Source organism: Nonomuraea sp. NPDC004186 (assembly GCF_053603495.1).
On the sequence record NZ_JBSGFQ010000053.1, the window covers coordinates 17,528 to 39,169 of the forward strand.

Annotated in this window: 16 protein-coding genes; 11 read left to right on the forward strand and 5 right to left on the reverse strand. The window is 70.1% G+C overall.

The annotated features are described in order from the left end of the window. The first annotated feature begins 6 nt into the window (after window positions 1-6). Together ACWEPL_RS35455 and ACWEPL_RS35460 are read left to right on the forward strand one after the other, a co-directional pair. Window positions 7-1,032 carry a LacI family DNA-binding transcriptional regulator gene (locus ACWEPL_RS35455; protein WP_350734880.1) on the forward strand — a complete coding sequence of 342 codons (1,026 nt, stop codon included), beginning with the start codon at window positions 7-9 and terminating at the stop codon, window positions 1,030-1,032. A gap of 21 nt (window positions 1,033-1,053) precedes the next feature. Further along, on the forward strand, window positions 1,054-2,655 hold the full coding sequence (locus ACWEPL_RS35460; protein ID WP_452438788.1) for an FAD-dependent oxidoreductase: 1,602 nt from the start codon (window positions 1,054-1,056) through the stop codon (window positions 2,653-2,655). Here the strand turns inward: ACWEPL_RS35460 and ACWEPL_RS35465 are convergent. Next, window positions 2,649-2,780: a hypothetical protein gene (locus ACWEPL_RS35465; protein WP_452438789.1), complete on the reverse strand. Its 132-nt coding sequence runs from the start codon at window positions 2,778-2,780 to the stop codon at window positions 2,649-2,651. The two genes, ACWEPL_RS35460 and ACWEPL_RS35465, sit on opposite strands and share 7 nt — an antisense overlap. 466 nt (window positions 2,781-3,246) lie before the next feature. Between ACWEPL_RS35465 and ACWEPL_RS35470 the strand changes: the two genes are divergently transcribed. Next, the gene (locus ACWEPL_RS35470; RefSeq protein ID WP_452438790.1) at window positions 3,247-5,319 is read left to right on the forward strand and encodes a CHAP domain-containing protein; all 2,073 of its coding nucleotides are present in this window, start codon (window positions 3,247-3,249) and stop codon (window positions 5,317-5,319) included. Between the two features lie 169 nt (window positions 5,320-5,488). On the opposite strand, the gene ACWEPL_RS35475 is transcribed toward ACWEPL_RS35470, so the two are convergent. From ACWEPL_RS35475 to ACWEPL_RS35485, 3 genes are read right to left on the reverse strand one after another with little or no spacing between them, the layout of a single operon-like run. Further along, complete coding sequence (locus ACWEPL_RS35475) at window positions 5,489-6,256, reverse strand: phytanoyl-CoA dioxygenase family protein (protein WP_355192541.1); 768 nt, start codon at window positions 6,254-6,256, stop codon at window positions 5,489-5,491. Window positions 6,257-6,286: 30 nt separating this feature from the next. Beyond that, the gene (locus ACWEPL_RS35480) at window positions 6,287-7,276 is read right to left on the reverse strand and encodes a Gfo/Idh/MocA family protein (protein WP_452438791.1); all 990 of its coding nucleotides are present in this window, start codon (window positions 7,274-7,276) and stop codon (window positions 6,287-6,289) included. Beyond that, a complete protein-coding gene (locus tag ACWEPL_RS35485; protein ID WP_452438792.1) occupies window positions 7,273-8,244 on the reverse strand; it encodes a Gfo/Idh/MocA family protein in 972 nt (323 codons plus the stop codon). The genes ACWEPL_RS35480 and ACWEPL_RS35485 overlap by 4 nt, the downstream gene beginning before the upstream one ends. Window positions 8,245-8,498: 254 nt before the next feature. On the opposite strand from ACWEPL_RS35485, the gene ACWEPL_RS35490 reads away from it, so the two are divergent. The 6 genes from ACWEPL_RS35490 to ACWEPL_RS35515 all read left to right on the forward strand — a co-directional run bounded on the left by ACWEPL_RS35490 (window position 8,499) and on the right by ACWEPL_RS35515 (window position 16,993). Beyond that, window positions 8,499-10,481, forward strand: a complete 1,983-nt coding sequence (locus tag ACWEPL_RS35490; RefSeq protein WP_452438793.1) for an MGH1-like glycoside hydrolase domain-containing protein — start codon at window positions 8,499-8,501, stop codon at window positions 10,479-10,481. 261 nt (window positions 10,482-10,742) lie between these two features. Next, entirely contained in the window at window positions 10,743-11,765 is a 1,023-nt protein-coding gene (locus ACWEPL_RS35495) for a LacI family DNA-binding transcriptional regulator (RefSeq protein ID WP_452438794.1), read from the forward strand. A 111-nt stretch (window positions 11,766-11,876) separates the two neighbouring features. Next, window positions 11,877-13,688 carry an endo-1,4-beta-xylanase gene (locus ACWEPL_RS35500; RefSeq protein WP_363964510.1) on the forward strand — a complete coding sequence of 604 codons (1,812 nt, stop codon included), beginning with the start codon at window positions 11,877-11,879 and terminating at the stop codon, window positions 13,686-13,688. 38 nt (window positions 13,689-13,726) lie between these two features. Then, window positions 13,727-15,187 carry an extracellular solute-binding protein gene (locus tag ACWEPL_RS35505; protein ID WP_363964508.1) on the forward strand — a complete coding sequence of 487 codons (1,461 nt, stop codon included), beginning with the start codon at window positions 13,727-13,729 and terminating at the stop codon, window positions 15,185-15,187. A 4-nt stretch (window positions 15,188-15,191) separates the two neighbouring features. Then, a complete protein-coding gene (locus ACWEPL_RS35510) occupies window positions 15,192-16,172 on the forward strand; it encodes a carbohydrate ABC transporter permease (RefSeq protein ID WP_350734863.1) in 981 nt (326 codons plus the stop codon). Continuing rightward, a complete protein-coding gene (locus ACWEPL_RS35515; protein ID WP_452438795.1) occupies window positions 16,169-16,993 on the forward strand; it encodes a carbohydrate ABC transporter permease in 825 nt (274 codons plus the stop codon). Before ACWEPL_RS35510 ends, ACWEPL_RS35515 begins: the two co-directional genes overlap by 4 nt. Before the next feature lie 36 nt (window positions 16,994-17,029). Here the strand turns inward: ACWEPL_RS35515 and ACWEPL_RS35520 are convergent, their stop codons facing one another. Then, window positions 17,030-17,848, reverse strand: a complete 819-nt coding sequence (locus ACWEPL_RS35520) for a phytanoyl-CoA dioxygenase family protein (protein WP_363964504.1) — start codon at window positions 17,846-17,848, stop codon at window positions 17,030-17,032. An 80-nt stretch (window positions 17,849-17,928) separates the two neighbouring features. On the opposite strand from ACWEPL_RS35520, the gene ACWEPL_RS35525 reads away from it, so the two are divergent. Continuing rightward, window positions 17,929-18,762: an AraC family transcriptional regulator gene (locus ACWEPL_RS35525; RefSeq protein ID WP_363964502.1), complete on the forward strand. Its 834-nt coding sequence runs from the start codon at window positions 17,929-17,931 to the stop codon at window positions 18,760-18,762. Window positions 18,763-18,881: 119 nt separating this feature from the next. Continuing rightward, window positions 18,882-21,629, forward strand: a complete 2,748-nt coding sequence (locus ACWEPL_RS35530) for a helix-turn-helix transcriptional regulator (RefSeq protein WP_452438796.1) — start codon at window positions 18,882-18,884, stop codon at window positions 21,627-21,629. Window positions 21,630-21,642: the final 13 nt, after the last annotated feature.

Here is a 21,642-nt window from a genome sequence, read left to right on the forward strand (position 1 = left end):
TATGCCATGAGACCCAGCGGTCGCCCTCGTCAGGCGGACATCGCTCGACTGGCCGGCGTCTCACAGCCGACCGTGTCCCTGATCCTCGGCGGCGGCGCCGCTGCCATGGGCATCGCCCAGGAGACCCAGCGCAAGGTCATGGAGGCCGCCGAGCAACTCGGGTACGTGCCCGACCCGATCGCCACCCGCCTGGCGGCCGGGCAGAACAACCTGCTCGGCCTCTACACCTTCACCTCGACCTTCCCCAATGAGATATCCCACGCCTACTACCCGTTCCTGGTGGGTATCGAGGAGGAGTCGGCGGCGCAGGGCTACGACCTGCTGATGTTCATCGCCTCCAGCACCACGGGCGAGCGCCCGCACGCCCAGGTGCTCAACCGGGTTCGACTGGCCGACGGCTGCCTGTTCCTGGGCAGGCACCTGCCCGTTCGGGAGATGGACCGCCTGCTGGCCACCGATCTGCCTGTCGTCTACATAGGGCGGCACGACGAATTCGGCGACCGCCTGGCCTACATCGGCGCCGACTACGTGTCCGCCGGCGCCGCCGTGGTGCGGCATCTGGCGGGGCTGGGCCACGAGCGCATCCTGTACGTGCGCGAAGCCGACGAGGCGATCACCTCCGTCGACAGGGAGGCGGGCTTCCGGAGCGGCATGGAAGAGTGCGGGCTGGCAGCCGAGGTGGTGCGCACCGACGGCGCCGACCTGACCCCCGACCGGCTGCGCGCCTGGCGCGACCAGGGCATCACCGCGGTGGTCACCGAGGCCACCGACACCGACGCCGCCCACCGCGCCCTCCTGGCGGCCGCCGAGCGCGCGGGGCTCCGCTTCCCCGACGACCTCTCCCTGGCCACGTTCGGCGACCCCCGCGACCGCGCGGCAGGGCTCACCGGCTTCGCCGTACCCCGTCGCGAGATGGGGGCCGCCGCCGTCCGGTTGCTCACGAAACTCATCGCGGGAGACCGTACGGTCCCCAGGCACCAGCTCCTGACCTGCGAGCTCGAGCCAGGCGAGACCGCGGCGCCTCCCCGCTAGCCCTCTCGAAAGGCATCACCCATGACCGACATCCTCATCGTCGGCGGTGGGCTGGGCGGCGTCGCCGCAGCCCTGGCCGCCTGCCGTGCGGGCCACGACGTCGTCCTCACCGAGGAGACGGACTGGATCGGTGGCCAGCTCACCGCGCAGGCCGTACCCCCCGACGAGCACCCGTGGATCGAGAGCTACGGCTCCACCGCTGCCTATCGTGACGTGCGCGGCTCCATCCGCGACTACTACCGGCGCTGGTACCCCATGACCGGCGGCGCGCAGCGCTGGCGCGAGCTGAACCCCGGCGCCGGATATGTCAGCAAGTTGTGCCACGAACCACGCGTCTCCCTGGCGATCCTGCAGGCCATGCTGGCTCCCCACGTGGCCGCCGGGCGCCTGCGCGTCCTCCTTGAACACCGCCCCGTCGATGTCGAGGTGGACCGTGACCGCGTCAGAGCCGTCACGCTGCTGGACCTCCGCTCCGGCGGCTCACACACCATCGCCGCCGCCTATGTCCTCGACGCGACGGAGACCGGCGATCTGCTGCCGCTGGCGAAGGCGGAGTACGTCACGGGCGCGGAGGCCCGCGGCGAGCACGACGAGCCGCACGCGCCGGACGAGTACCAGCCGCTGAACATGCAGGGCATCACCTACTGCTTCGCCGTCTCCCACCACGACGGTGAGAACCACGTCATCGACCGGCCTTCGGACTACGGATTCTGGCGCGATTACCGGCCCGGCTTCTGGCCCGGGCCGCTGCTCGGCTTCAGCGCACCGGACCCACGCACCCTGGAGCCCGAAGCCCGCTGGTTCGACCCCAACCCGCCCGGTGATCCCCGCGGGGTGCTGGCCGACCAGAGCGCCCAATCGGGGGACAAGGACCTGTGGATGTTCCGCAGGATCCTCGCCCGCGACCTGTTCGAGCCCGGCTTCGCCGCTTCTGACATCACTCTGGTCAACTGGCCGCTGAACGACTACTGGCTGCGCCCGATCATCGAGGTGGACGCCGACACGGCGGCACTGGCGCACAGGGAGGCCAGGCAACTGTCGCTGTCGCTGCTGTACTGGCTCCAGACCGAAGCGCCCCGCCCTGACGGCGGCACCGGCTTTCCCGGGCTCCGGCTCCGCCACGACGTGGTCGGCACCGCGGACGGATTGGCGAAGTCCGCCTACGTCAGGGAGTCGAGGCGCATCCGCGCGGTCACCACCGTCACCGAGCACCATGTCTCCAGGGCCGTCCGCGGCGATCGCGGCACGCTGCGGCACCATGACTCCGTCGGAGTCGGCGCGTACCGCATCGACCTGCACCCGTCGACCGGTGGGGACAACTACATCGACATCGCCAGCGTGCCCTTCGAGATCCCGCTCGGCGCGTTGCTGCCTGTCAGGATGCGCAACCTGCTGCCCGCGGGGAAGAACATCGGCACCACGCACATCTCCAACGGGTGTTTTCGCCTGCATCCTGTGGAATGGAATGTAGGCGAGGTCGCGGGCCAGCTGGCCTCGTACTGCCTGCGCCGGGAGGTGGAACCGCAGGAGGTCAGGGAGAAGGAGACCTTGCTGGAGGAGTTCACCGGGGAACTGGACACGATCGGGATCGAACGCCACTGGCCGGCACCGGCGGGCTACTGACCCTCGGCCCGCGGCATCGGAGGCGCCGAGCTCATGACCAGCCCCTGCCTGGCCGCCATCGCCGAGATCGGCTGATCACCCGCCTCGACCTTGGTGGCCAGGGGGCCCGCTGGGACATCTGACACGCGTGTCGCCAAGCCCTCGGGAGCCGGCGTCGCAGCCCAGCGCGTCGAAGCGCTCACCGACGACGGCGCGGCCGACCCTCAGGCGGGGCCTGTGCCGCCGGAGCCCGCGAAAGGCCCGTTCACGACCGGTACGGGCATGGCGCCTCGCGCCTGTCGCGAAGCCACTCGGCACACGTGAGTCCAACACCACGGGTGAGACCCGCTGACAGGTGCTTGTTAGCGAATTTAGGTAGATCTTTCCATATATCTCCCATCAGGCGACACATCGGACACCGCCTTCTACCTGGGACTTTACCTTCGCCGGAAGCGTTGAACCCTCCTTGGGGCGCACTTGACCTGCGGAAACATCAGGCTACCCTCGCCCTATCGCAGACTTCCGGTTTATTCACATTGGTCACAAGATTACCAATTTTGTCAGGATCAATGTGCATATATCCGGTCTTGTTCAGGAGGTTCCCTCACTTCCATGACGCCAGAGACGCAGAGGTTCATCGAACTGCTCCAGCGCCAGCTCGGCTATGCCGACAAGGGCGCGAGCACCAAGTTCGGCGAATGGTACGGCAGCAACATCGAGTTCGACGCCGACTACAGCTCGGCCCCGTGGTGCGACATGTACATCTCGTGGGCGGCGCACAAGCTCGGCTACCAGGCATGGGTCGGCCAGTTCGCGTGGACGGTTGCACACGCGAAGTGGTTCAAGGAACAGCACGCGTGGGGGAAGGTTCCGACGCCCGGCGCGTTGGTCTTCTTCGACTGGAGCGGCTCCGGCAAGATCGACGACATCGACCACGTCGGCGTCGTGACGAAGGTGCGAGGCGACACGATCTTCACGATCGAGGGCAACACCGACGGCGGCGTCGTGGAGAGCAAAGAGCGCAGCACGAGCAGTGTCGTCGGGTACGGCTATCCGGAACGGGTCAAGGCCAACCTGGACGCGACCAAGTCCGAGCTCCAGCTGGTTCAGGCGCGGCCCGGACCCGAGGCGCCGCAGCAGGCAGCCGGCGACTGGTCCGCCGAAGCACGACCCGGATCCCAGACGCGGCAAGATCAATACGCCGACCAGACGTCTGAGGCATCACGCGACATCCACAAGAACCAGGAACAACCCGGTCACCGGCCCACTGACTCGCGGCCCGACGCGGACACGACCAACGACCAACCCTCCGACCGGGCACCCCGCCAGCCCTCCGGCGATCACACGGGGCAAGAGCAGCCATCCAGCGATCTCACGGGACAAGAGCAGCCGTCCGGCGACAAGACACTCCAAAGCCCCCACGACCAGAACCCTCAGGCCACCGACGACCACGCGGCTCCGTCAGGCGCCCGGCCCGGGGCTGACGACCCGGGCCGGAACACCGCCGACGGACCGGGCACCCACGCCACGGTTGCTCCGGCCCCGAGTTCCTCCGACAACTCGAGCGCCAGTCCGACATCGGACACACCGTCCACCACCCCCACCCCGACATCCGACACCCCGACCGGCACCCCCACTCCGACTTCCGACACTCCGACCGCCACAGTCACCCCGACATCCGACACGCCCTCGGCCACGGCCACCGCCATCCCAACGCCATCCGTCTCCGAGACACCCCCGACAGCCAGCGCGACCCCGACCTCCGACGCGCCCTCTGCCACACCGTCGACCACGCCCTCGACGACGACCTCGGCCACATCCACGGCCACGGCCAGCGCATCGGTGCCGCAGACGGCTTCGGAAACCCCTTCGCCGACCGCCACCACCGCCGAGCCGACCGCTTCTCCCGAACCCGAGCCGACCGCTTCCCCGACGGAGGCGGCGGCCACGTCCCAGTCCGAGCCGACTGCCACCCCCACGCCGACCACCGCCCCCTTCTCGGCCGAGCCGGTCCCCGAGGAGAGCACCCCCGCCGCGCCGAAAGCGGCTGACACCGCGGTCGCGACGGCGTTCCCCACGCACCTCCAGGCCTCGGTCAGCGGCCCGCTGCCCAGCCTGTCCACTCCGGCGTTGGTCACCTCGGCCGTGGTCACCGTCGTGGTTCTGCTCGCGGTGTTCGTGGTGCTCAAGACCCGCGCCGGCGCCCGCTCGGCCGCCACCGCCGCCGCCACCGCCGGGTACGCTCCCCCGAGCCCGCCCGTCCCGGTCGGCCCGCGGCACGGCGTCGCCGAGCCGGACGAGAGCACGGTGTGGAGATGGGAGCTCCTGGAAGCCATCGAGGCTGCCGTAGCCCTCGACACCACCCCACCCGGCGAGCAGGACAGCACCCCCTCCCGGCAGGAGAACCGGCGACCCGACCCCGCTCTCGGCCCTCAGGAGGATGACGCCTTGACCGAGCCGCTGGAGTCGATCGTCAACCCTGGGCCATTGGAGTCGACCGTCGACACCGGGCCCATCGAGCACATCGTCATCCCCGCGGCGACGAGCCCGTTCAACGCCTTCACCCCGGCCGGGTCCACGGACGAGAACGTCCCCGACCCCGCCCGCGATGGGCGCAGCGACCAGCACGCCGGCGACGAGGATGTCACCGGCGGGAAGAAACCCCCGGCCCCCGACGCGCTCTAGCTTGAGCGCCCGCTCCTGACCGTCGGCACACTGCCGCCCGCCGTGCGGGAGATCGTCCGTGCCGCCTACGCCGGGTCGGACAGCGCATCCCGGTCTCGTGCCGTACGGCGGGACCTACGTACCGGCCTGCGGCCGTCGTTGCCGCACGCCGGTACGATCCCGTCTGCTTCTACCGCCGCGTGACCTCCGCCCCCGCGAAACGGTAGTGCCGTGCCGGATCGAAGTCGGGCCATGGCTGATAGGCGTTCACGCCGGGTTCGCCACGCAGGTGGAACGCGCTCGGGTAAGGCTGCTCGTCCGCCGTGATGCGGGTCGAGGTCGGGATGTAGCGGATGGTCAGCCCGCATCGCCGCTCTGGCGAGGTGTTCGCGTTGCTGCCGTGCACGATGTTCGGGTGGTGCACCTCGACGTCGCCCGGCGCCAGCACCATGTCCACGGCCGCCGACTCCTCCACCTCGGCCGCGATCTCTTCGCCGAGCACATTGTCCACCGTCGTGTTGGGGCGCATCGCCTGGATGTCACCGCGGTGGCTGCCGGGGATCAGCCGTACGCAGCCGTTCCCCGGCGTCGAGTGGTCGATGGCCAGCCAGAGCGTGACCACCCGCATCGGCTCCAGCGGCCAGAACGCCGCGTCCTGGTGCCAGAGCACCGGCTGCCCGGAGTACGGCGGCTTGCTGATGTAGTGCGAGGCGAACAGCGCGATGTCCGGGCCGATGAAGGTCTGCGCGATGTCCAGCAGCCGGTCGTCCGAGATCAACCGCAGCCAGAACGGGTCGTCGCGCAGCAGCGTGTGGCCCAGATGTTCGGGCCGCAGGTCCGGGTGGCGGCGCTGCAGCCAGTCGACGTGGCCGGCCGCCTCCCGCACCAGCTCCCGGTCGATGACATCGCGGAAGACGGCGTAGCCGTCGCGGTCGAATCGCTCGAGGACGTCACTCATAAGGCTCTCCCGGAATGCGCAACGGGCCCGTCACAGGGTGATCTCTCGTTTCTCCTGCGCGGACCGGTAGGCCGCGAGAATGACCTTGAGCACGTCCGTGCCCTCTTCGTGGGTGTGCACCGGCCGCGATCCATCACGTATCCGGCGGACGAAGTCGGCGCAGACGGCCGGAATGGAGTCGACGGCCGGAAATTCGAGCGTGGTGGCGGCCCCGCCGCGTGGCTTGTGGCACAGCGTCATGCCGTCGCTCCACAGGCTGCCGAGCTCGCCGACCGCCGAGAACTTCTCGGTGAACGGCGCCGCCTCGTACGCCCAGCTGGTCACCACCTCCCCCACCGCGCCGTCGGCGAAGCGCACCAGCACACGGGCGGAATCCTCGCCCTCCATGAACGCCAGCCGGTGGGTGCTGAGCATCGCCGTCACCGCGGCGGGGCGGGCGGACGCCAGGTACAGCAGCAGGTAGGTGGGGTGGTAGCCGGTGTCGATGAGCTCGCCGCCGCCGCTGGTGGCCGCATGGGCGCGCCAGCCCATCGTCGACGGGTCGAAGTCGTTGAAGAAGCTGTCGGTGGTGCGCAGTTCGTACACCCGGCCCAGCGCGCCGGAGTCGATGAGCTCGCGGGCGTGGGCGACCGCGGGCAAGGTGAGCTGGTTGTGCGCGCACATCAGGGTGACCCCGGCTGTGCCCACCGCGTCGGCGATCCGCTCGGCCTCGGCGATCGTCAGGCACAGCGGCTTCTCGCACAGGATGTGCTTGCCGGCCTTGGCGGCGGCGATGACGGCGTCGGCATGCAGATGGTGGGGCAGACAGATGTCGACGGCGTCGACGGGGGCCTCCTCCAGCATGCGCTCGTAGGAGCGGTACGCCTGGGCGCCACCCGCCTGCTGGGCGCGCTCGGTGGCGGTGTCGAGGTCCACGTCGGCGACGGCGGTGACGACCGCCTCGTCCGGGACGGCGAGATAGCCGCGCAGATGGGAGCGGGAGATGTTCCCGCAGCCGATGAGGCCGATGGAGAGGGTCATATGCGGCTTCCTTCCTCGCGGCTGTCGCGGGTGGCGGCGACCATCAAGCGGGTCAGGTCGAGGCCGAGGGCGAGGTTCTCCTCGTCACGGGTGCCGTCGGCGACATGGCGTACGAACAGCTCGAACGGCGTGCCGGTACGCGGCGGCACGGGCAGTTCGCGCCAGGCGCCGCCGCTGCTGAGCAGCATCCGCGGCTCGGGCGTCCCGTACACCAGGGAGCCTTCGGTGCCGTGCAGCTCGATGGTGAACGGGGAGGCCGGTGCGACGAAGGACGCCTCCACCACGCCAAGCGTGCCGTCCGCGCAGCGCAGCACCGCGACGGCGTTGTCCTCGACGGCGCGCTCCGTCACATGGCCGAAGGACCCGGTCACAGACTCGGGCATGCGGCCGAGGAACAGCCGGGCCAGGTACATGGGGTGGCAGCCGAGGTCGATGAGGGCGCCGCCCGCGGTGGCGGCCGGGTCGTAGAAGTGCTCGGGGAGCCAGCCCTCGCCGACCGAGCCGCCGTGGGCCAGGCGGATCCGGACAAGGGTGAGGCGGCCGAGTTCGCCGTCGGCCAGCACCTTGCGGATGGCCGTCGTGTAGCCGTCGTACAGCCTGGGGAGCGCGAGCATCAGCGCGACGCCGGACTTCTCCGCGGCGGCGGTGATCTCCGCGCACTCGGCCGTGGTCGGGGCCAGGACCTTCTCGGTGAAGATGTGCTTGCCGGCCGCCGCGGCGGCCGTGATGACCTCGCGGTGCGCGGTGGTCGGGCAGGTGACGACCACGGCGTCGACGTCACCGCGCGCGAGTAGTCCGCCGAGGTCGGGATGGAAGTCGGCGCCGAGGTCGTCGGCCCAGGCCCGCCCGCGGGCGGCGTCCTCGTCCCAGACGGCGGTGATCTCGGTGCCGGGGTGCTCGGATGCCTGGCGAGCGTAGTCGGGAGCGTGCACGTGCCAGAAGCTGAGGATGGCGAGGCGCAGGGGCACGAATGATCCTTGCGTTATGGGTGGATTCAGCCTTCGGAGGTGGCCGTACCTTTGTCGAACCGGTCCAAAACCCTACCCGGGACGGTAGCCCTGGACCGGTTCGATGGCAATACTTGAACGAAAAACGGCTGTAATACTGCGGCAACTCTTGCGATGAATAAGGGCCGATGTCAGCATCGGTCACGAGCGCCGGTCGTCCGCGCCCTTCGGAGAGATCTCCCCACCCAGCCACCCGTCAGGCAAGGGATTGACGCATGCCTTACGCAGTTGACGAGTTCGCCTTCGACCTGCGCCAGAGCGTGGCGCCCGGCCACACCTGGGTCACCAGCGGCTGGACCACCGTCCACGCCCCACCGGGCTCGGTGTGCGGGGTCGGCGGGTGGTTCGCGCCACCGTACGCGGCCCCCGACGCCGCGCTGGCCGTCGAACTGGACGTGGACGGGCACCGGATCGCCGACGGCGCGGCGCCCGGCGTGGCCGGAGTGGGCCTGCTCCACGCGGGCGGCACCTGGTGGCCTGGCCGGATCGAGAGGCAGGGCACATACCACCGCCGCCACCACGGCGAACTCGTGTCGTTCGGGGTGCGGAGCACCCTCACCCCGCTGTACGGCCAGGCCGGGTTCGTCCTGGAGGTGGAGATCACCAACCGGTCCGGGCGCGACGTCGCCGTGACCCTGCACCCGCGCGCCGATCCCGGCGGCCCCCGCCGTGTCTCGCTCGGCGAATGGGGCTGGGTCCCGCCCGAACCCGGTCCGGAGGCCACGCGCACGGGACCGTGTACCTGGCAGGCCGGGGACGTCACCGTCGAGCTCTCCCACGAGGGACTCCAGCAGGACGTCCCGGCGGGCGGGAGCGCGGTGTTCACGCTGGCCGTTCGCGCCGGCGCGGGAACGCCGCCCGGGCGGCTGCGGGAGCTGGCCGCCGAGTCCCGCGGCCAGTCGGAGCGCCGGCTGGCCGCGGCGCTGGCGCGGGTGCCGCGGCTGTCCAGCGACATCCCGGGGCTGGAGGCGTACTGGCGCGGCTCTCTGTCCAGCGGGCTGGCCTGTCTCTGGGACAACCCCGGCTTCATCACCTCGCCCTTCGTGGCCACCTCCGGGCTGGACGGCGGGGCGCTGTGCTCCTACGCGTGGGACACCGGCGGGTACGCCCCCCACCTGCTCTCCCTCATGCTCGGCGACGCCACCACCACTGTTCTGGAATCCCTCATGAAGGTGGACCTCACCAGCCACTACGCGATCGCTCCCGACGGCACGGGCCAGGGCGTCCCGTACGCCTACAGCGGCTGGTCCCTGGTCACCCTCGCCACCGCCGTCGCCGCCCACCAGGGCATCTCCCCCGCCCTGGTCACCCAGCTCCACGAGCTGGTCGAGGGGCTGGACGCCCGCTTCACCCCGGCCGGGGCGCTACGCGACTACGGCACCCAGCACAACCTGCTGGAGATGCGCGGCACCGGCTGGGAGCACGTGGTCGCCAGCCCCAACGCCGAACGCGCCTGGTGTCTCGACCGGCTCGCCGAGCTGGCCGAGGTGTCCGGCGCGCGGCTGCCCGTCGATGAGTTGCGCTCCCGCGCCCGTGACATCAGGCACGCGATCGCCCGCGAGCTGTGGGACGAGCGTGAGGGCTGGTTCCGCTGCCGTTACCCCGACGGGCACACCGAGCTCGTCCAGCACGTCCAGGCGTTCGACGCGATGCGGAACGGCGCCTGCACGCCGGAGATGGCCTCGGCCATGCTGAGGCGGCTGCGTGACGGCTCGTTCCTCGCACCGTACGGCGTCAGCGCCGTGGCCGCGGACGACCGGCTGCACTACGAGCTCGGCGACACCGACTGGTCGGGCGGCGGGGCGTACACGGGGGAGGGCCCGCAGCTCGCCCTGACGCTCTGGGAGCACGGCGAGCCGTCCCTCGCCTGGAGTGTCATGCGACGGCTGCTCTGGATGGGGCAGCACTTCCCGTACTACCCCCAGGAGCACTACTGCGACCGCCCAGCGGCACCGCCCGCAGGCCGCCGGGTCAACATCGTCGCCGGGCTGGCCGGCGCGGAGGCGATCCTGACCGGCGCGGCGGGCGTGCGCTTCCGGCTCGACGGCAGCCTGGTCGTCATCCCGGCGGCGCTCCCCGACGGGGACGTGGAGCTGACCGGGCTGGTCCACCGGGGGCGCATCATCGACGTCTCGACCGCCTCAGGCGTCGTCACCGTCGACGGCCGTCCGCGCAAGGCCGGCGAGGTGATCGAGTAACGGCACCACCGGGTTGCACCGGCCAGAGCCGCGGGCGCACGGCGGGGGGCTACGGGTCAGCGCCCAGGTGGCCGGGCCGCTCATGCCGGGCGGCACGACCGCCGAGCCGGCACGCCATCGCCCGTATTCGTCGCAAGAGTTACGGGCGAGTTACTCCTGTTTTTCGTCGAAGTATTGCCATCGAACCGGTCCAGCGCTACCGTCCCAGGAAATGGTGTTGGACCGGTTTGACAAAAGACCGGACGCAGTTGGGGAACGGGCATGGAGAAAATCACGATCCGCGATATAGCACGGCTGGCCGGCGTATCGAAATCCACGGTGTCGCTGGTGATCAACAACAGCCCGCGGGTCGACCCGGCCACCCGGCGGCGCGTGCTGGCGGTCATCACCCGCCACAACTACGTGCCCAGCGCCACCGCGAGCGCGCTGGCGAAGGGGCGGCCGCCGTTCATCGGCATGATCGTGCCCGGGCTGACGTGGCGGATGGTGGCCCCGCTGAACTTCGGGGTCGCCTCCGTCATCGAGCGCACGCCGTACGAGATCATCCTCTACACGAGCACCAACGACCGCGACTACGGGCCGGTCATCGACCGCATGCTCGCCTCGGGGTTGTCGGCCGGGGTCCTGGTGATCAACCAGGACCAGCCCATGAAGCCCCTGCTCGACCTGCACGGGCAGGGCGTGCCCGTGGTCCTCATCAACACCCTCGGCTCCCACTTCGACCTGCCGTCGGTCGAGGCCGACAACTACGAGGGCGCCCGCGGCGCGGTCCGCCACCTGCTGGACCTCGGTCACCGGCGGATCGCGTCGCTGGCCGGGCCGATGACGTACCCGTGCTGCCAGGACCGGCAGCGCGGCTACGAGGACGCGCTGACCGAGGCCGGAGTCCCGATCGACGCCTCGCTCACCGCGCAGAGCGCGTTCGAGCCGCCGCGGGCCCGCGAGCTGGTGCGCGAGCTGCTGGATCGTGCCGACCGGCCGACGGCGGTGTTCGCGCACAACGACGTCACCGCCTACGCCGCCATGGAGGCCGCCGCCGACCGCGGTCTGCGGGTGCCCGAGGACCTGTCAGTGGTCGGATTCGACGACATACCGTCGTCGGCGCACGTCAAGCCCGCCCTCACCACGGTCGGCCAGCCGTTCGAGGCGATGGGCCAGCAGGCGGCCCGGATGCTGCTCGCCATCGTCTCCCCTGGGTCCGGGGAAGACCCGCCACCGCCCACCCGCATCCAACTGCCGACCACTCTCGTCATCCGGGACAGCACGGGCCCCGCTCCCGCCTGAAACGCATCTCACCTCGACTTTCACCTCCACTTTCACATCGACGAAGCGAAGACCGGCGCCCTGGCGGCACCGGTCATGATCCCCCCTGCCCGTCGAAAGAAAGGCCCCCTCATGGGTCGCTTCACCAAGGCGCTGGCGTACGTGATCCCCGGAGCGCTGCTCGCGGCGCTGATGGGACCGGCGGCGCCCGCGACCGCCGCCGCACCGACCGAGGTCATGCCGGCCGACGTCCTCGAATCGTTCACCCAGTTCACGGGTAATCCCGCACCCCAGACGAAGTTAGTCACCGTTCAAGGACAGCCGGACTTCGACCAGGCGCTGCAGGTCACGGTGACCGGGCAGCCGAGCTCGTCCGGCCTGGACGGCGAGTACTCCTTCGGCGTGGGCGTCCCGTCCGCGCAGCCCACGGTCAAGGGCGAGGCGATGCTGGCCACCTTCTGGGCGCGGTCGGTCACGCCGACCCCGTCCGGATCCGGCCTGGCCCACTTCGTGTTCGAGCAGAACGGCGGGAGCTACAGCAAGTCCACCCAGGCGGCGATGAAGTTCGGGGCCGTGTGGCAGCGCTTCCAGCTGCCGTTCCGGATGGCCGCCGACTACGCGGCCGGGCAGGTCCGCGTCAACTTCTGGCTCGGGTACGGGCCGCAGGTGCTGCAGATCGCGGGCGTGTCGGTGCTGCGGTACGGACCGGGGACCCCGGCCGGGTGGCCGCAGGCCACCTACGCCGGTCGCGACGCGGCCGCGTCCTGGCGGGCCGCCGCCGCCGACCGGATCGAACGCGACCGCAAGGGCAACATCTACGTCAAGGTCGTCGACTCCCAGGGCCACCTCGTCCCAGGCGCCACCGTTCAGGCGGAGATGACCAGGCACGCCTTCAAGTTCGGCTCGGCCGCGGACGGTGTGCGGCTGATGACCCAGAACACCGCGGGGCAGAAGTACCGCGACACGCTGCTGGCCAACTTCAACCAGTTCACGCTCGGCAACAACCTCAAGTGGAACCACTGGGAGAACGTGACCGAGCGGAACACGTACACGCTGCCCGCGCTCCAGTGGGGACGCGACAACGGCCTGTTCGTCCGCGGGCACACCCTGATCTGGCCCTCGTGCGGCAACATGCCCGCCGACGTCTGCGGCCTGCGCAACGACCCCGCCGCGCTGCGGAACAGGATCGACACCCACATCACCGACGAGGCGAGCACGCTCGCCGGCAAGATCGACGAGTGGGACGTGGTCAACGAGCCGTACGCCAACCACGACGTGCAGAACGTGCTCGGCGACGGCGAGATCGACCGCTGGTTCCGGCTGACCCGGCAGGCCGACGCGGGCCCCAGGCTCTACCTCAATGACTACGACATCATCGAGGACAACGGCTGGGAGGTCCGCCACCAGGACCAGTTCGCCGCCCTGGCCCGCTCGCTGAAGGACGGCGGGGCACCCATCGGCGGGATCGGCATCCAGGGGCACTTCGCCGGTGAGCAGCTCACCTCGCCGCAGGACCTGGTCACGCTGATCAACAAGTTCGGCGGGATCGGCCTGCCCGTCGCGATCACCGAGTTCGACGTGGGCACCACCGACGAGCAGCTCCAGGCCGACTACACGCGTGACTTCCTCACCGTGATGTTCAGCATGCCGCAGGTCACCGGGGTCAGCACGTTCGGGTTCTGGGAGGGCGACACCTGGGATCCCAAGCGGGCCCTGTTCCGGACCGACTACACGCCCAAGCCGAACGCCGTGGCCTGGCGCGACCTCATCTACGGCAAGTGGTGGACCAGGGCGACGGCCACGACCGGGGCGACCGGATCGACCACGGTGCGCGGCTTCCTCGGCGACTACACCGTCAAGGTCACGGCCGGCGGCGTCACCAAGGAGGTCGCCGTCTCGATGCCGACCATCGCCGGCAAGGCGATCACAGTGGTCGTCGGCTGACGTCAGCACATCGAGTCGGCTCATCGAAAGGAAAGTCCATGTCAGCCATTCAGCTCAGCCGCCGGCAACTCCTGGGGGCCGCCGTCGCCACCGGCGGCGCCGCGTTCCTCGCCGGCTGCGGCGACTCCCGGCAGAACGCCGCCCCGGCGCAGGGCACCACGCTGGCGTACTGGGACTGGTACGTCAGCCAGGCGCCGTGGGTGGACAACGAGATCAAGCTCTTCCAGCAGGCCAACGGCAAGACCACGATCAAGAAGACCACCCAGGTCACCGACAAGTACCTCGACCTCGTGGCGCTGGCCTTCCGCAGCGGCACCGCCCCCGACGTCCTCCTGCTGCCCACCAAGCCGAAACTGGAGACGCACGTCGGCGAGGGCTGGCTGATGCCCCTGGACAAGTGGGCCACCCCCGAGTGGCGGTCGAGGTTCCCCGCCAACAGTTTCGTCGAGGGCGTCAACATCTTCGGTGGCAAGGTCTACTCCGCCCCCTTCAGCGGCCTGGCGCCGGCGCTGCAGCTCTACATCCACAACGGGGTCTTCAAGGAGGCCGGCCTGACCAACCCCGACGGGTCGGTGCTCATCCCGAAGACGTGGGACGACATCACCCGCGCCGCCGAGGCGATCACGAGCAAGAGTGGCGGCAAGGTCTTCGGGCTCGGCTTCGGCAACGCGCAGAAGGGGGCCCTGCCGTGGCTGATCGAGCTGTTCTGCCGCGGCGCCGGGTCGCCCGGGGGCACCCAGTCGGTCGACTACCGCACCGGGAAATGGACGTACGGGACCGACCGCAACTACGCCGACTTCCTCGCTCTCCTCCTCGACTGGAAGAGCCGCGGCTTCATCTACCCGAACTCGATGAGCATCTCGGACGAGCAGGCCAGGGCGTTCTTCTCGAAGGGCCGGTTCGGCATGATCGTCGGCGGCGTGTGGAACCAGGCGCCCTGGGAGGAGGCCGGTTTCAAGGACTACAGCCTCATGACGCTCCCGTCGCCGACCGGCACCCCGCAGGGCTTCTTCTACGGGGCCCCGGGCAGCTACCTGATGGGCATCTCGGCCAAGGCGAGGAACCCCGACCAGGCGTGGGCCTGGCTCGACTGGTTCTACAGCCCCGCCGCCGGCAAGCGCTGGGTGCAGGGCGGCTACGGCCTGTCGGTCTACCCCGAGAACAACGACCCGGCGGGGGTGACCTCGCCGACCTTCAAGCAGTACGTGGCCATGGCGAACACGGCCCTCGTCGGCCCGGTGCCCGCCATCCGCAACCCGGAGATCGCCAAGGTGGAGGTGGCGCCGGTCCAGCCGGACCTCCCGGACGTCGCGGCCGGCATCTACACCGGCCAGCTCAAGGACACGCCCAAGGCGCTCAAGGAACTCGAGGACCGCCTCAACGGCGCCCTGGGCGAGGCCGTGTCGAAGGCCCGCGGGCAGGGGCTCAAGGTCAGCATGGACGACTACGTGTTCGCCGACTGGGACATCGCCAAGCCGTACACCACCAAGCGCGGATGAGCTGATGACGGACATCCAACTGGTCGGCCGGCCCCGCGCGCTGATCGCGGGCAGGGCCTCCCGCCTGCGACGGCGGATCGCCGCGGCGCGCTGGTCCTACCTGTACGTCCTGCCGATGCTGGTGCTGCTGCTGGCGTTCGTGATCTACCCGATCATCGCGTCGCTCGGCTACACCTTCTACCGGTGGGACGGGATCGGCGAGCCCGGCGACTTCGTCGGGCTCGCCAACTTCGCCCGGGTGATGACGGACTCCATCTTCTGGGGAGCCCTGCGCAACACGTTCTTCTACGTGCTGCTCGTGGTGCCCGTCCAGCTCGTTCTCGCGCTCGCGCTCGCCCTCGTGCTGAACAACCGCCGGCTGCGCGGGAGGACTCTGTACCGGACGCTCTTCTTCCTTCCGGTGGTGACGTCGGCCGCGGTCGTCGGCGTGGTCGTCCAGCTGCTCTTCTCCAATTTCGGCGACGTGGTCAACGACGTGCTGATGTCGATCGGCCTCACGGACGAATACGTGGACTGGCTCGGCGACCCGAGTTTCGCGATGATCATCATCATCGGGGTCGGGATCTGGCACACGCTGGGCTACAACCTCGTCTATTTCCTGGCCGGTCTGCAAACGATCCCCGACGAGCTGTACGAGGCGGCGCGGCTCGACGGCGCGGGCGCCCTCGCGAGCTTCCGCTACATCACCGTCCCCATGCTCAGGTCGGTGGGGGTCGTCATCGTCCTGCTGTCGGTCATCGGCTCGTTCCAGGTCTTCGACCTCGTGCAGGTGCTCACCAACGGCGGGCCGTACTTCGCCACCGAGGTCGTGAACACCTACGTCTACCACCTGGCGTTCGGCGGGTTCGGCGGCACCGGCGTCGAGCGGGACGTCGGCCTGGCCTCGGCGGCGTCGTTCTTCTACGGGATGCTGCTCATCGTCTTCGCCGTGGCCCAGGCGCTCTTCCTGCGGGTGCTGGTCAAGCGCAGGGGAGGTCGCGCATGACCCGGCGCGCGCCGTGGCTGACACACGCGTTCCTGCTCCTCGGCGGGATCGCCTGGCTGTACCCGTTCCTGTGGACGCTGGGCAGCTCGCTGAAGAGCACCGACGAGTTCTTCGGCCGCGGCCTGAACCCGCTGCCCGGCACGCCGCTGTGGGCCAACTACGGGCAGGCCTGGCAGGGAGCGTCCTTCGGCCAGTACTTCCTCAACACCCTCACCATCACCGTCACCACGGTGGTCATCACCCTGCTCGTCACCGCCATGGCCGGCTACACGCTGGCCCGCACCGAGTTCCCCGGCAAGGGGCTCGTCCTGGTCGTGGTCGCGGGGACGGTCTTCCTCCCCCACGGCTACACCATCATCCCGATCTTCGACATCATGGACGCGCTCGGCCTGCTCAACAGCCTCTGGTCGATCATCATCGTGCAGTCCGCGGGCGGGATCGTCTTCGGCACCTTCCTGTTCATGGGCTACTTCCGGGCCATCGACCACTCGCTGGAGGACGCCGCCCGGGTGGACGGGGCCGGCTTCCACCAGGTCTTCTGGCGGATCATGCTCCCGTTGTCGGGTCCGATGCTGGCCACGGTCGGCCTGTTCACCGCCATCTCGGCGTGGAACAGCTTCTTCATCCCGCTCGTGTTCACCCTCGCCCGTCCCGAGCTGCGCACCCTGGGTGTCGGGATGTACGCCTTCATCGGCGAGAACTCCACCGACTGGACGCTGCTGTGCGCCGGGTCCGTCATCACGCTCGCCCCCATCATCGCGATCTTCCTGGTGCTGCAGCGGTTCTTCGTGAACGGACTCGCCGGCGCCGTCAAGCAGTGACAGAAGGGTTTCCGTGTCCCATCCCCGGGGAGCCGGTCACCCTCTCCGGTGCAGAACAGGATTGAGCGGGGTGTCCGGGACGGCTCCCACCTCGGCTCCGGGCAGCCACGCACGCAGGTCGTGCCGCTGGTTGTCGTTGACCGGCCGGGAGACCGTGATGTCGGCGTCCATGTAGATCACGGTCATGACCCGGCGCGGGAGGTCCGAGCGGTTCGGCGCGGCGTGGTGGAACGTCCACCCGAGGTGGTAGCTCACCTCGCCGAGCCGGTACGGCGTCCCGACCGACGGGAAGTCCCGCTCGGCCAGCGCCCGCTGCAGCTCCCGCTCGGACTCGTCACTGATGGGCAGGTCACGGCCGTACTCGAAGCGGTGGCTGCCGGCGGCGAAGGCCAGCGGCCCCATCTCGGCCGGCGTCTCCTGCAGGGGGATCCAGACCGTCACGGTCCGGTCGCCGGCCAGCGGCCAGTAGTACTGGTCGGCGTGCCACGGGGTGAACCCGCCGCCCGGCTCCTTGTACAGCGCCTGGTCGTGATAGAGCCGGACGCCGTCCACGCCGAGCAGCTCGGCCGCGATGCGGGCCAGGCGCGGGGAGAAGACGAACTCGCGGACGAGGTCGCTGTGCCGCCACAGGTTGGTGACCTGGAGGAACGCCTTGCCGTACGTGTCGCGTTCGGCGAGGGGGAGGTGCTGGGTGTTCAGGTCGATGACCTTCGCGGTGATCTCGGGTTCGTACGCCGCGATCGTCCCCGCGTCCAGCACGCCGGGCAGTTTCACGAAGCCGTTGTCGTCGAAATGCCGCAGCGCGGCGGCGTCGAGGTCGTACCGGGACTCGAGATCGTGGGGTGTGATCGTCATGCGACCAGCCTCGCCGCACCCTGGTGTTCGAGCCACGCGACGGATGACCGATTCCGATACTTTCATGACGACGGAGCACTATGCGCGCGTTCTACGAGCACATCGAGGCCAGCTCCCAGCTCTCTTGGACGCTGTACGTCCGCCAGGCGACGCACTTCCGCTTCGCCTGGCACTTCCACCGCGAATACGAACTGACCCTGATCACCCAAGGCACCGGCACCCGGTTCGTGGGCGACTGCGTCGAGGAGTACGGTCCCGGCGACCTGACCCTGATCGGCCCTCAGCTGCCGCACACGTACCAGTCGGTGCCCGGTCACGGCAGGCACGAGGCGATCGTCGCCCAGTTCCGCCGGGACTTCCTGGGACGGGACTTCTTCGACCGCCCCGAGTTCGCCGACGTGGCCGCGCTGCTTGAACGCTCGGCTCGGGGGCTGAGCTTTCCCCCGTACGCCGTGGACCTCGGCGACCTCGACGCGATGCCGCCGCCCGAGCGGACCCTTGCGCTGATCGACGCGCTCGTCCGGCTGTCGCGTCGCGCCGACACGCGCCCGCTGGCCGGCGACCGGTACGTCCCCTCCCTCAACGGGGCCACTCGCGACCGCATCGACGCGATCGTCCGGCTGCTCAACGAGGAGTACGCCGGGCCGGTCACGCTCGAAGCCGTCGCCCGCGCCGCCCACCTGGCCCCGGCCTCGGCCAGCCGGTTCTTCCGCCGCACCACCGGCGCCACGATCACCGGCTACCTCACCATGCTGCGGGTCAACGCCGCCTGCCGGTTGCTGAGGGAGACCGACCGCACCGTCTCCGGCATCTCCGCCGACTGCGGCTTCTCCAACCTGTCCAACTTCAACCGCCGTTTCCGGGAGCTGAGAGGCATGTCGCCACGCGAGTACCGGGCGCTCTGGCGGACCTGACAACGGGACCACGGCTGCCGGCTCCGTCGGCGATGCCTTGACCCCGGCTCACCGGTCCGGTCCTACCCGGAGGCCACGTTGCTGGACGGGAGCCCGAGCGCACGCGACCATGGCTTCATATGCCAGCAAACCAGCTAGGAATAGCACTCTTCGGACGGCAGTCCGAACAGCGGCGTCTCGGCGATTTCGTGGACGGCGTCCGCAAGAGCGGCGGGGCGATGCTGGTGCGCGGCGAGGCCGGGATCGGGAAGTCGGCCCTGCTGCTGGACACGGCGGGGGTCGCGGCCGCGCGTGGCATGCGCATCTTGCGGACGGCCGGTGTGGAATCAGAGACGCACATGCCCTTCGCCGGTCTGCATCAGCTGTTGCTCCCGCTGCGTACCGAGATCGGGGAACTGCCCGCCCCGCAGCGCGACGCGCTGGGAGCGGCGTTCGGGTTGACCGACGCCCGGGTGCCGGACCCGTTCCTCATCGCCCTGGCGGCGCTGAACCTCCTGGGCGAGGCCGCCGCCCGCTCGCCCGTCCTGCTCCTCGTCGAGGACGCTCACCGGCTGGACCGCGCGAGCGCCGACGTGCTCGCGTTCGTCGCGCGGCGGCTGGACTCCGAACCGATCGTGCTGCTGGCCGCGATACGCGACGGTTTCCAGAGTCCCCTTGACGGGGCAGGGCTGCCGGAGTTGCTCCTCGATCGGCTCGATGACACCGCCGCGACCGCCTTGCTGGACTCCTGCAGCCCCACCCTGACGCCGGCGGTGCGCACACGGGTGCTGCGGGAGGCTGCGGGAAACCCCTTGGCCCTCGTCGAGCTGCCGATCGCCGCGCGGGACAGGAAAGGGCCCCTGCCGCCGGGGTGGCTCCCGCTGACCACCCGGCTGGAACAGACCTTCACCGCCCGCATGTCGGGGTTGCCGTCGACCCTTCGGACCGTGCTGCTGGTGGCCGCGCTCAACGACAGCACCGCCCTTTCCGAGACCCTCGACGCCACCGCGCTGATCACCGGTGTACCGATCACGGCAGAAGATCTGGCTCCCGCCGTCACCGCACGGCTGGTCGACGTGCACGAAGCCGCGGTGTCGTTCCGGCACCCGCTCATGCGCTCGGCGATCTACCAGGGAGCGAGCATCTCCCAGAGGCACGCGGCGCACGCCGCCTTGGCCGACGTCCTCACCGGCCGGCCGGACCGTCGCCTCTGGCACCGCGCGGCATCCACCCCCAGGCCGGATGAGAGCATCGCCGTCGAGCTGGAGACCACGGCCAAGAGCGTGCGACGTCGGGGCGACCTGTTGTCGGCCGTCGCGGCCCTGGAGCACGCGGTCAGGCTCAGCGAGAATCCCGCTCACCGGTGTGAACGGCTGGTGCGAGCTGCCGAGTACGCGGCCGAGATGGGACGGCGCGACATCGTCATGCGACTGCTGGGAGAAGACGAGCAGCTACAGCTGTCGGCCCAGCAGCAGGCCCGTATCGTGTGGATCCGCGAGAGCTTCCAGGACGGCATCCGGGACGACAGCGCGGCAGCGCACTCTCTGGCCGATCTCGCCGAGACGATGGCGGCGCAGGGGGACGTCGATCTCGCGCTGAAACTCCTGTCCAGTGCGTCCCTGCGATGTTTCTGGGCTCATGCTGACGAGCGGTCGCGGCAACGCGTCGTCACCGTGGCCGAGGGCCTGCCCGTCGACGATCTGGACGGACGACTGCTGACGGTCCTGGCGTTCGCGGCTCCGATCGAGCGTGGCAAGGTCGTGATCGAGCGGTTACGCCATCTGGCCACCCACCCGACCGGCGGGCGACCGGCGGCCCGCCTGCTCGGCAGTTCGGCGTTGATGGTGGGGGCGTTCGACCTGTCGGAGGAGTTCTGCGCCGCGTCGCTGCCGGCCCTGCGCGCGCAGGGCCGGCTCAGCCTTCTGACACGAGACCTCGGGGCACAGGCGTGGAGCGCGGCCCGGCTGGCCGACCTGAGCGTGGCCATCCCCGCGGCCGAGGAGGCCGCCCGTCTGGCGCACGAGACGTCCCAGCCGCTGATGCACGCCATCGCTCAGGCCTCGGGCGCGGTGCTCGCCGCGCTGCGCGGCGAGCAGGATCGCGTGGAGAGCCTCGCGGTGGCGGCCGAGCAGGTGGCCCTGCCCATCGGAGCCCGCCCCGTGCTGGCCACGGTGCAGCTCGCGCGTGGGCTCGCCGCGCTGGGCGAGGGACGTTACGCCGACGCCTTCGACCATCTGCGGCGGATGCACGACCCCGCCGATCCGGCCTTCCACCTGGCGCTGCGCTGCTTTTCCCTGGCCGAACTCGCAGATGCGGCCGTGCACAGCGGTCAAGGTCGCGCGGTGGCCGGCATCATCGAGGAACTGGAGGCGGTGGCGCTCACCACGCCGTCGCCGTCCTTGCACGCCGACCTGCGCTACGCCCGGGCCGTTCTGGCCGATGAGGCGGCAGCAGAGCCCTTCTTCGATGCCGCGCTCGGGGCCGACCTGCGGCGATGGCCCTTCGTACGGGCTCGGGTGCAGCTGGCGTACGGTGAATGGCTGCGGCGCCAGCGGCGTACGGCCGAGTCGCGCGCGCCCTTGCGTACGGCTCGCGAGACGTTCGACGCCTTGGGGGTGATCCCCTGGAGCGAGCGAGCGCGCCAGGAGTTGCGGGCCTCCGGCGAGAGCAGCCGCGGGCGCAGCAGCGAAGCGCGCGACGTGCTGACCGCGCAGGAACTCCAGATCGCCCAGATGGCGGCCGACGGCCTGACGAACCGGGAGATCGGCGAGAAGCTCTATCTGTCTCATCGAACCGTCAGCTCCCACCTCTACAGGATCTTCCCCAAGCTGGGGGTCACCTCGCGATCGGCGTTGAGCTCGGCGTTGAGCACGGCCCTGCGCGTGTGACGCTCGGTGACGC

Excerpts from the sequence above, each read along its gene's own strand:
- ACWEPL_RS35455 (WP_350734880.1), top strand. The coding sequence starts at position 7 with ATGAGACCCAGCGGTCGCCCTCGTCAGGCGGACATCGCTCGACTGGCC.
- ACWEPL_RS35460 (WP_452438788.1), top strand. The coding sequence starts at position 1,054 with ATGACCGACATCCTCATCGTCGGCGGTGGGCTGGGCGGCGTCGCCGCA.
- ACWEPL_RS35470 (WP_452438790.1), top strand. The coding sequence starts at position 3,247 with ATGACGCCAGAGACGCAGAGGTTCATCGAACTGCTCCAGCGCCAGCTC.
- ACWEPL_RS35475 (WP_355192541.1), bottom strand. The coding sequence starts at position 6,256 with ATGAGTGACGTCCTCGAGCGATTCGACCGCGACGGCTACGCCGTCTTC.
- ACWEPL_RS35480 (WP_452438791.1), bottom strand. The coding sequence starts at position 7,276 with ATGACCCTCTCCATCGGCCTCATCGGCTGCGGGAACATCTCCCGCTCC.
- ACWEPL_RS35490 (WP_452438793.1), top strand. The coding sequence starts at position 8,499 with ATGCCTTACGCAGTTGACGAGTTCGCCTTCGACCTGCGCCAGAGCGTG.
- ACWEPL_RS35495 (WP_452438794.1), top strand. The coding sequence starts at position 10,743 with ATGGAGAAAATCACGATCCGCGATATAGCACGGCTGGCCGGCGTATCG.
- ACWEPL_RS35500 (WP_363964510.1), top strand. The coding sequence starts at position 11,877 with ATGGGTCGCTTCACCAAGGCGCTGGCGTACGTGATCCCCGGAGCGCTG.
- ACWEPL_RS35505 (WP_363964508.1), top strand. The coding sequence starts at position 13,727 with ATGTCAGCCATTCAGCTCAGCCGCCGGCAACTCCTGGGGGCCGCCGTC.
- ACWEPL_RS35510 (WP_350734863.1), top strand. The coding sequence starts at position 15,192 with ATGACGGACATCCAACTGGTCGGCCGGCCCCGCGCGCTGATCGCGGGC.
- ACWEPL_RS35515 (WP_452438795.1), top strand. The coding sequence starts at position 16,169 with ATGACCCGGCGCGCGCCGTGGCTGACACACGCGTTCCTGCTCCTCGGC.
- ACWEPL_RS35520 (WP_363964504.1), bottom strand. The coding sequence starts at position 17,848 with ATGACGATCACACCCCACGATCTCGAGTCCCGGTACGACCTCGACGCC.
- ACWEPL_RS35525 (WP_363964502.1), top strand. The coding sequence starts at position 17,929 with ATGCGCGCGTTCTACGAGCACATCGAGGCCAGCTCCCAGCTCTCTTGG.
- ACWEPL_RS35530 (WP_452438796.1), top strand. The coding sequence starts at position 18,882 with ATGCCAGCAAACCAGCTAGGAATAGCACTCTTCGGACGGCAGTCCGAA.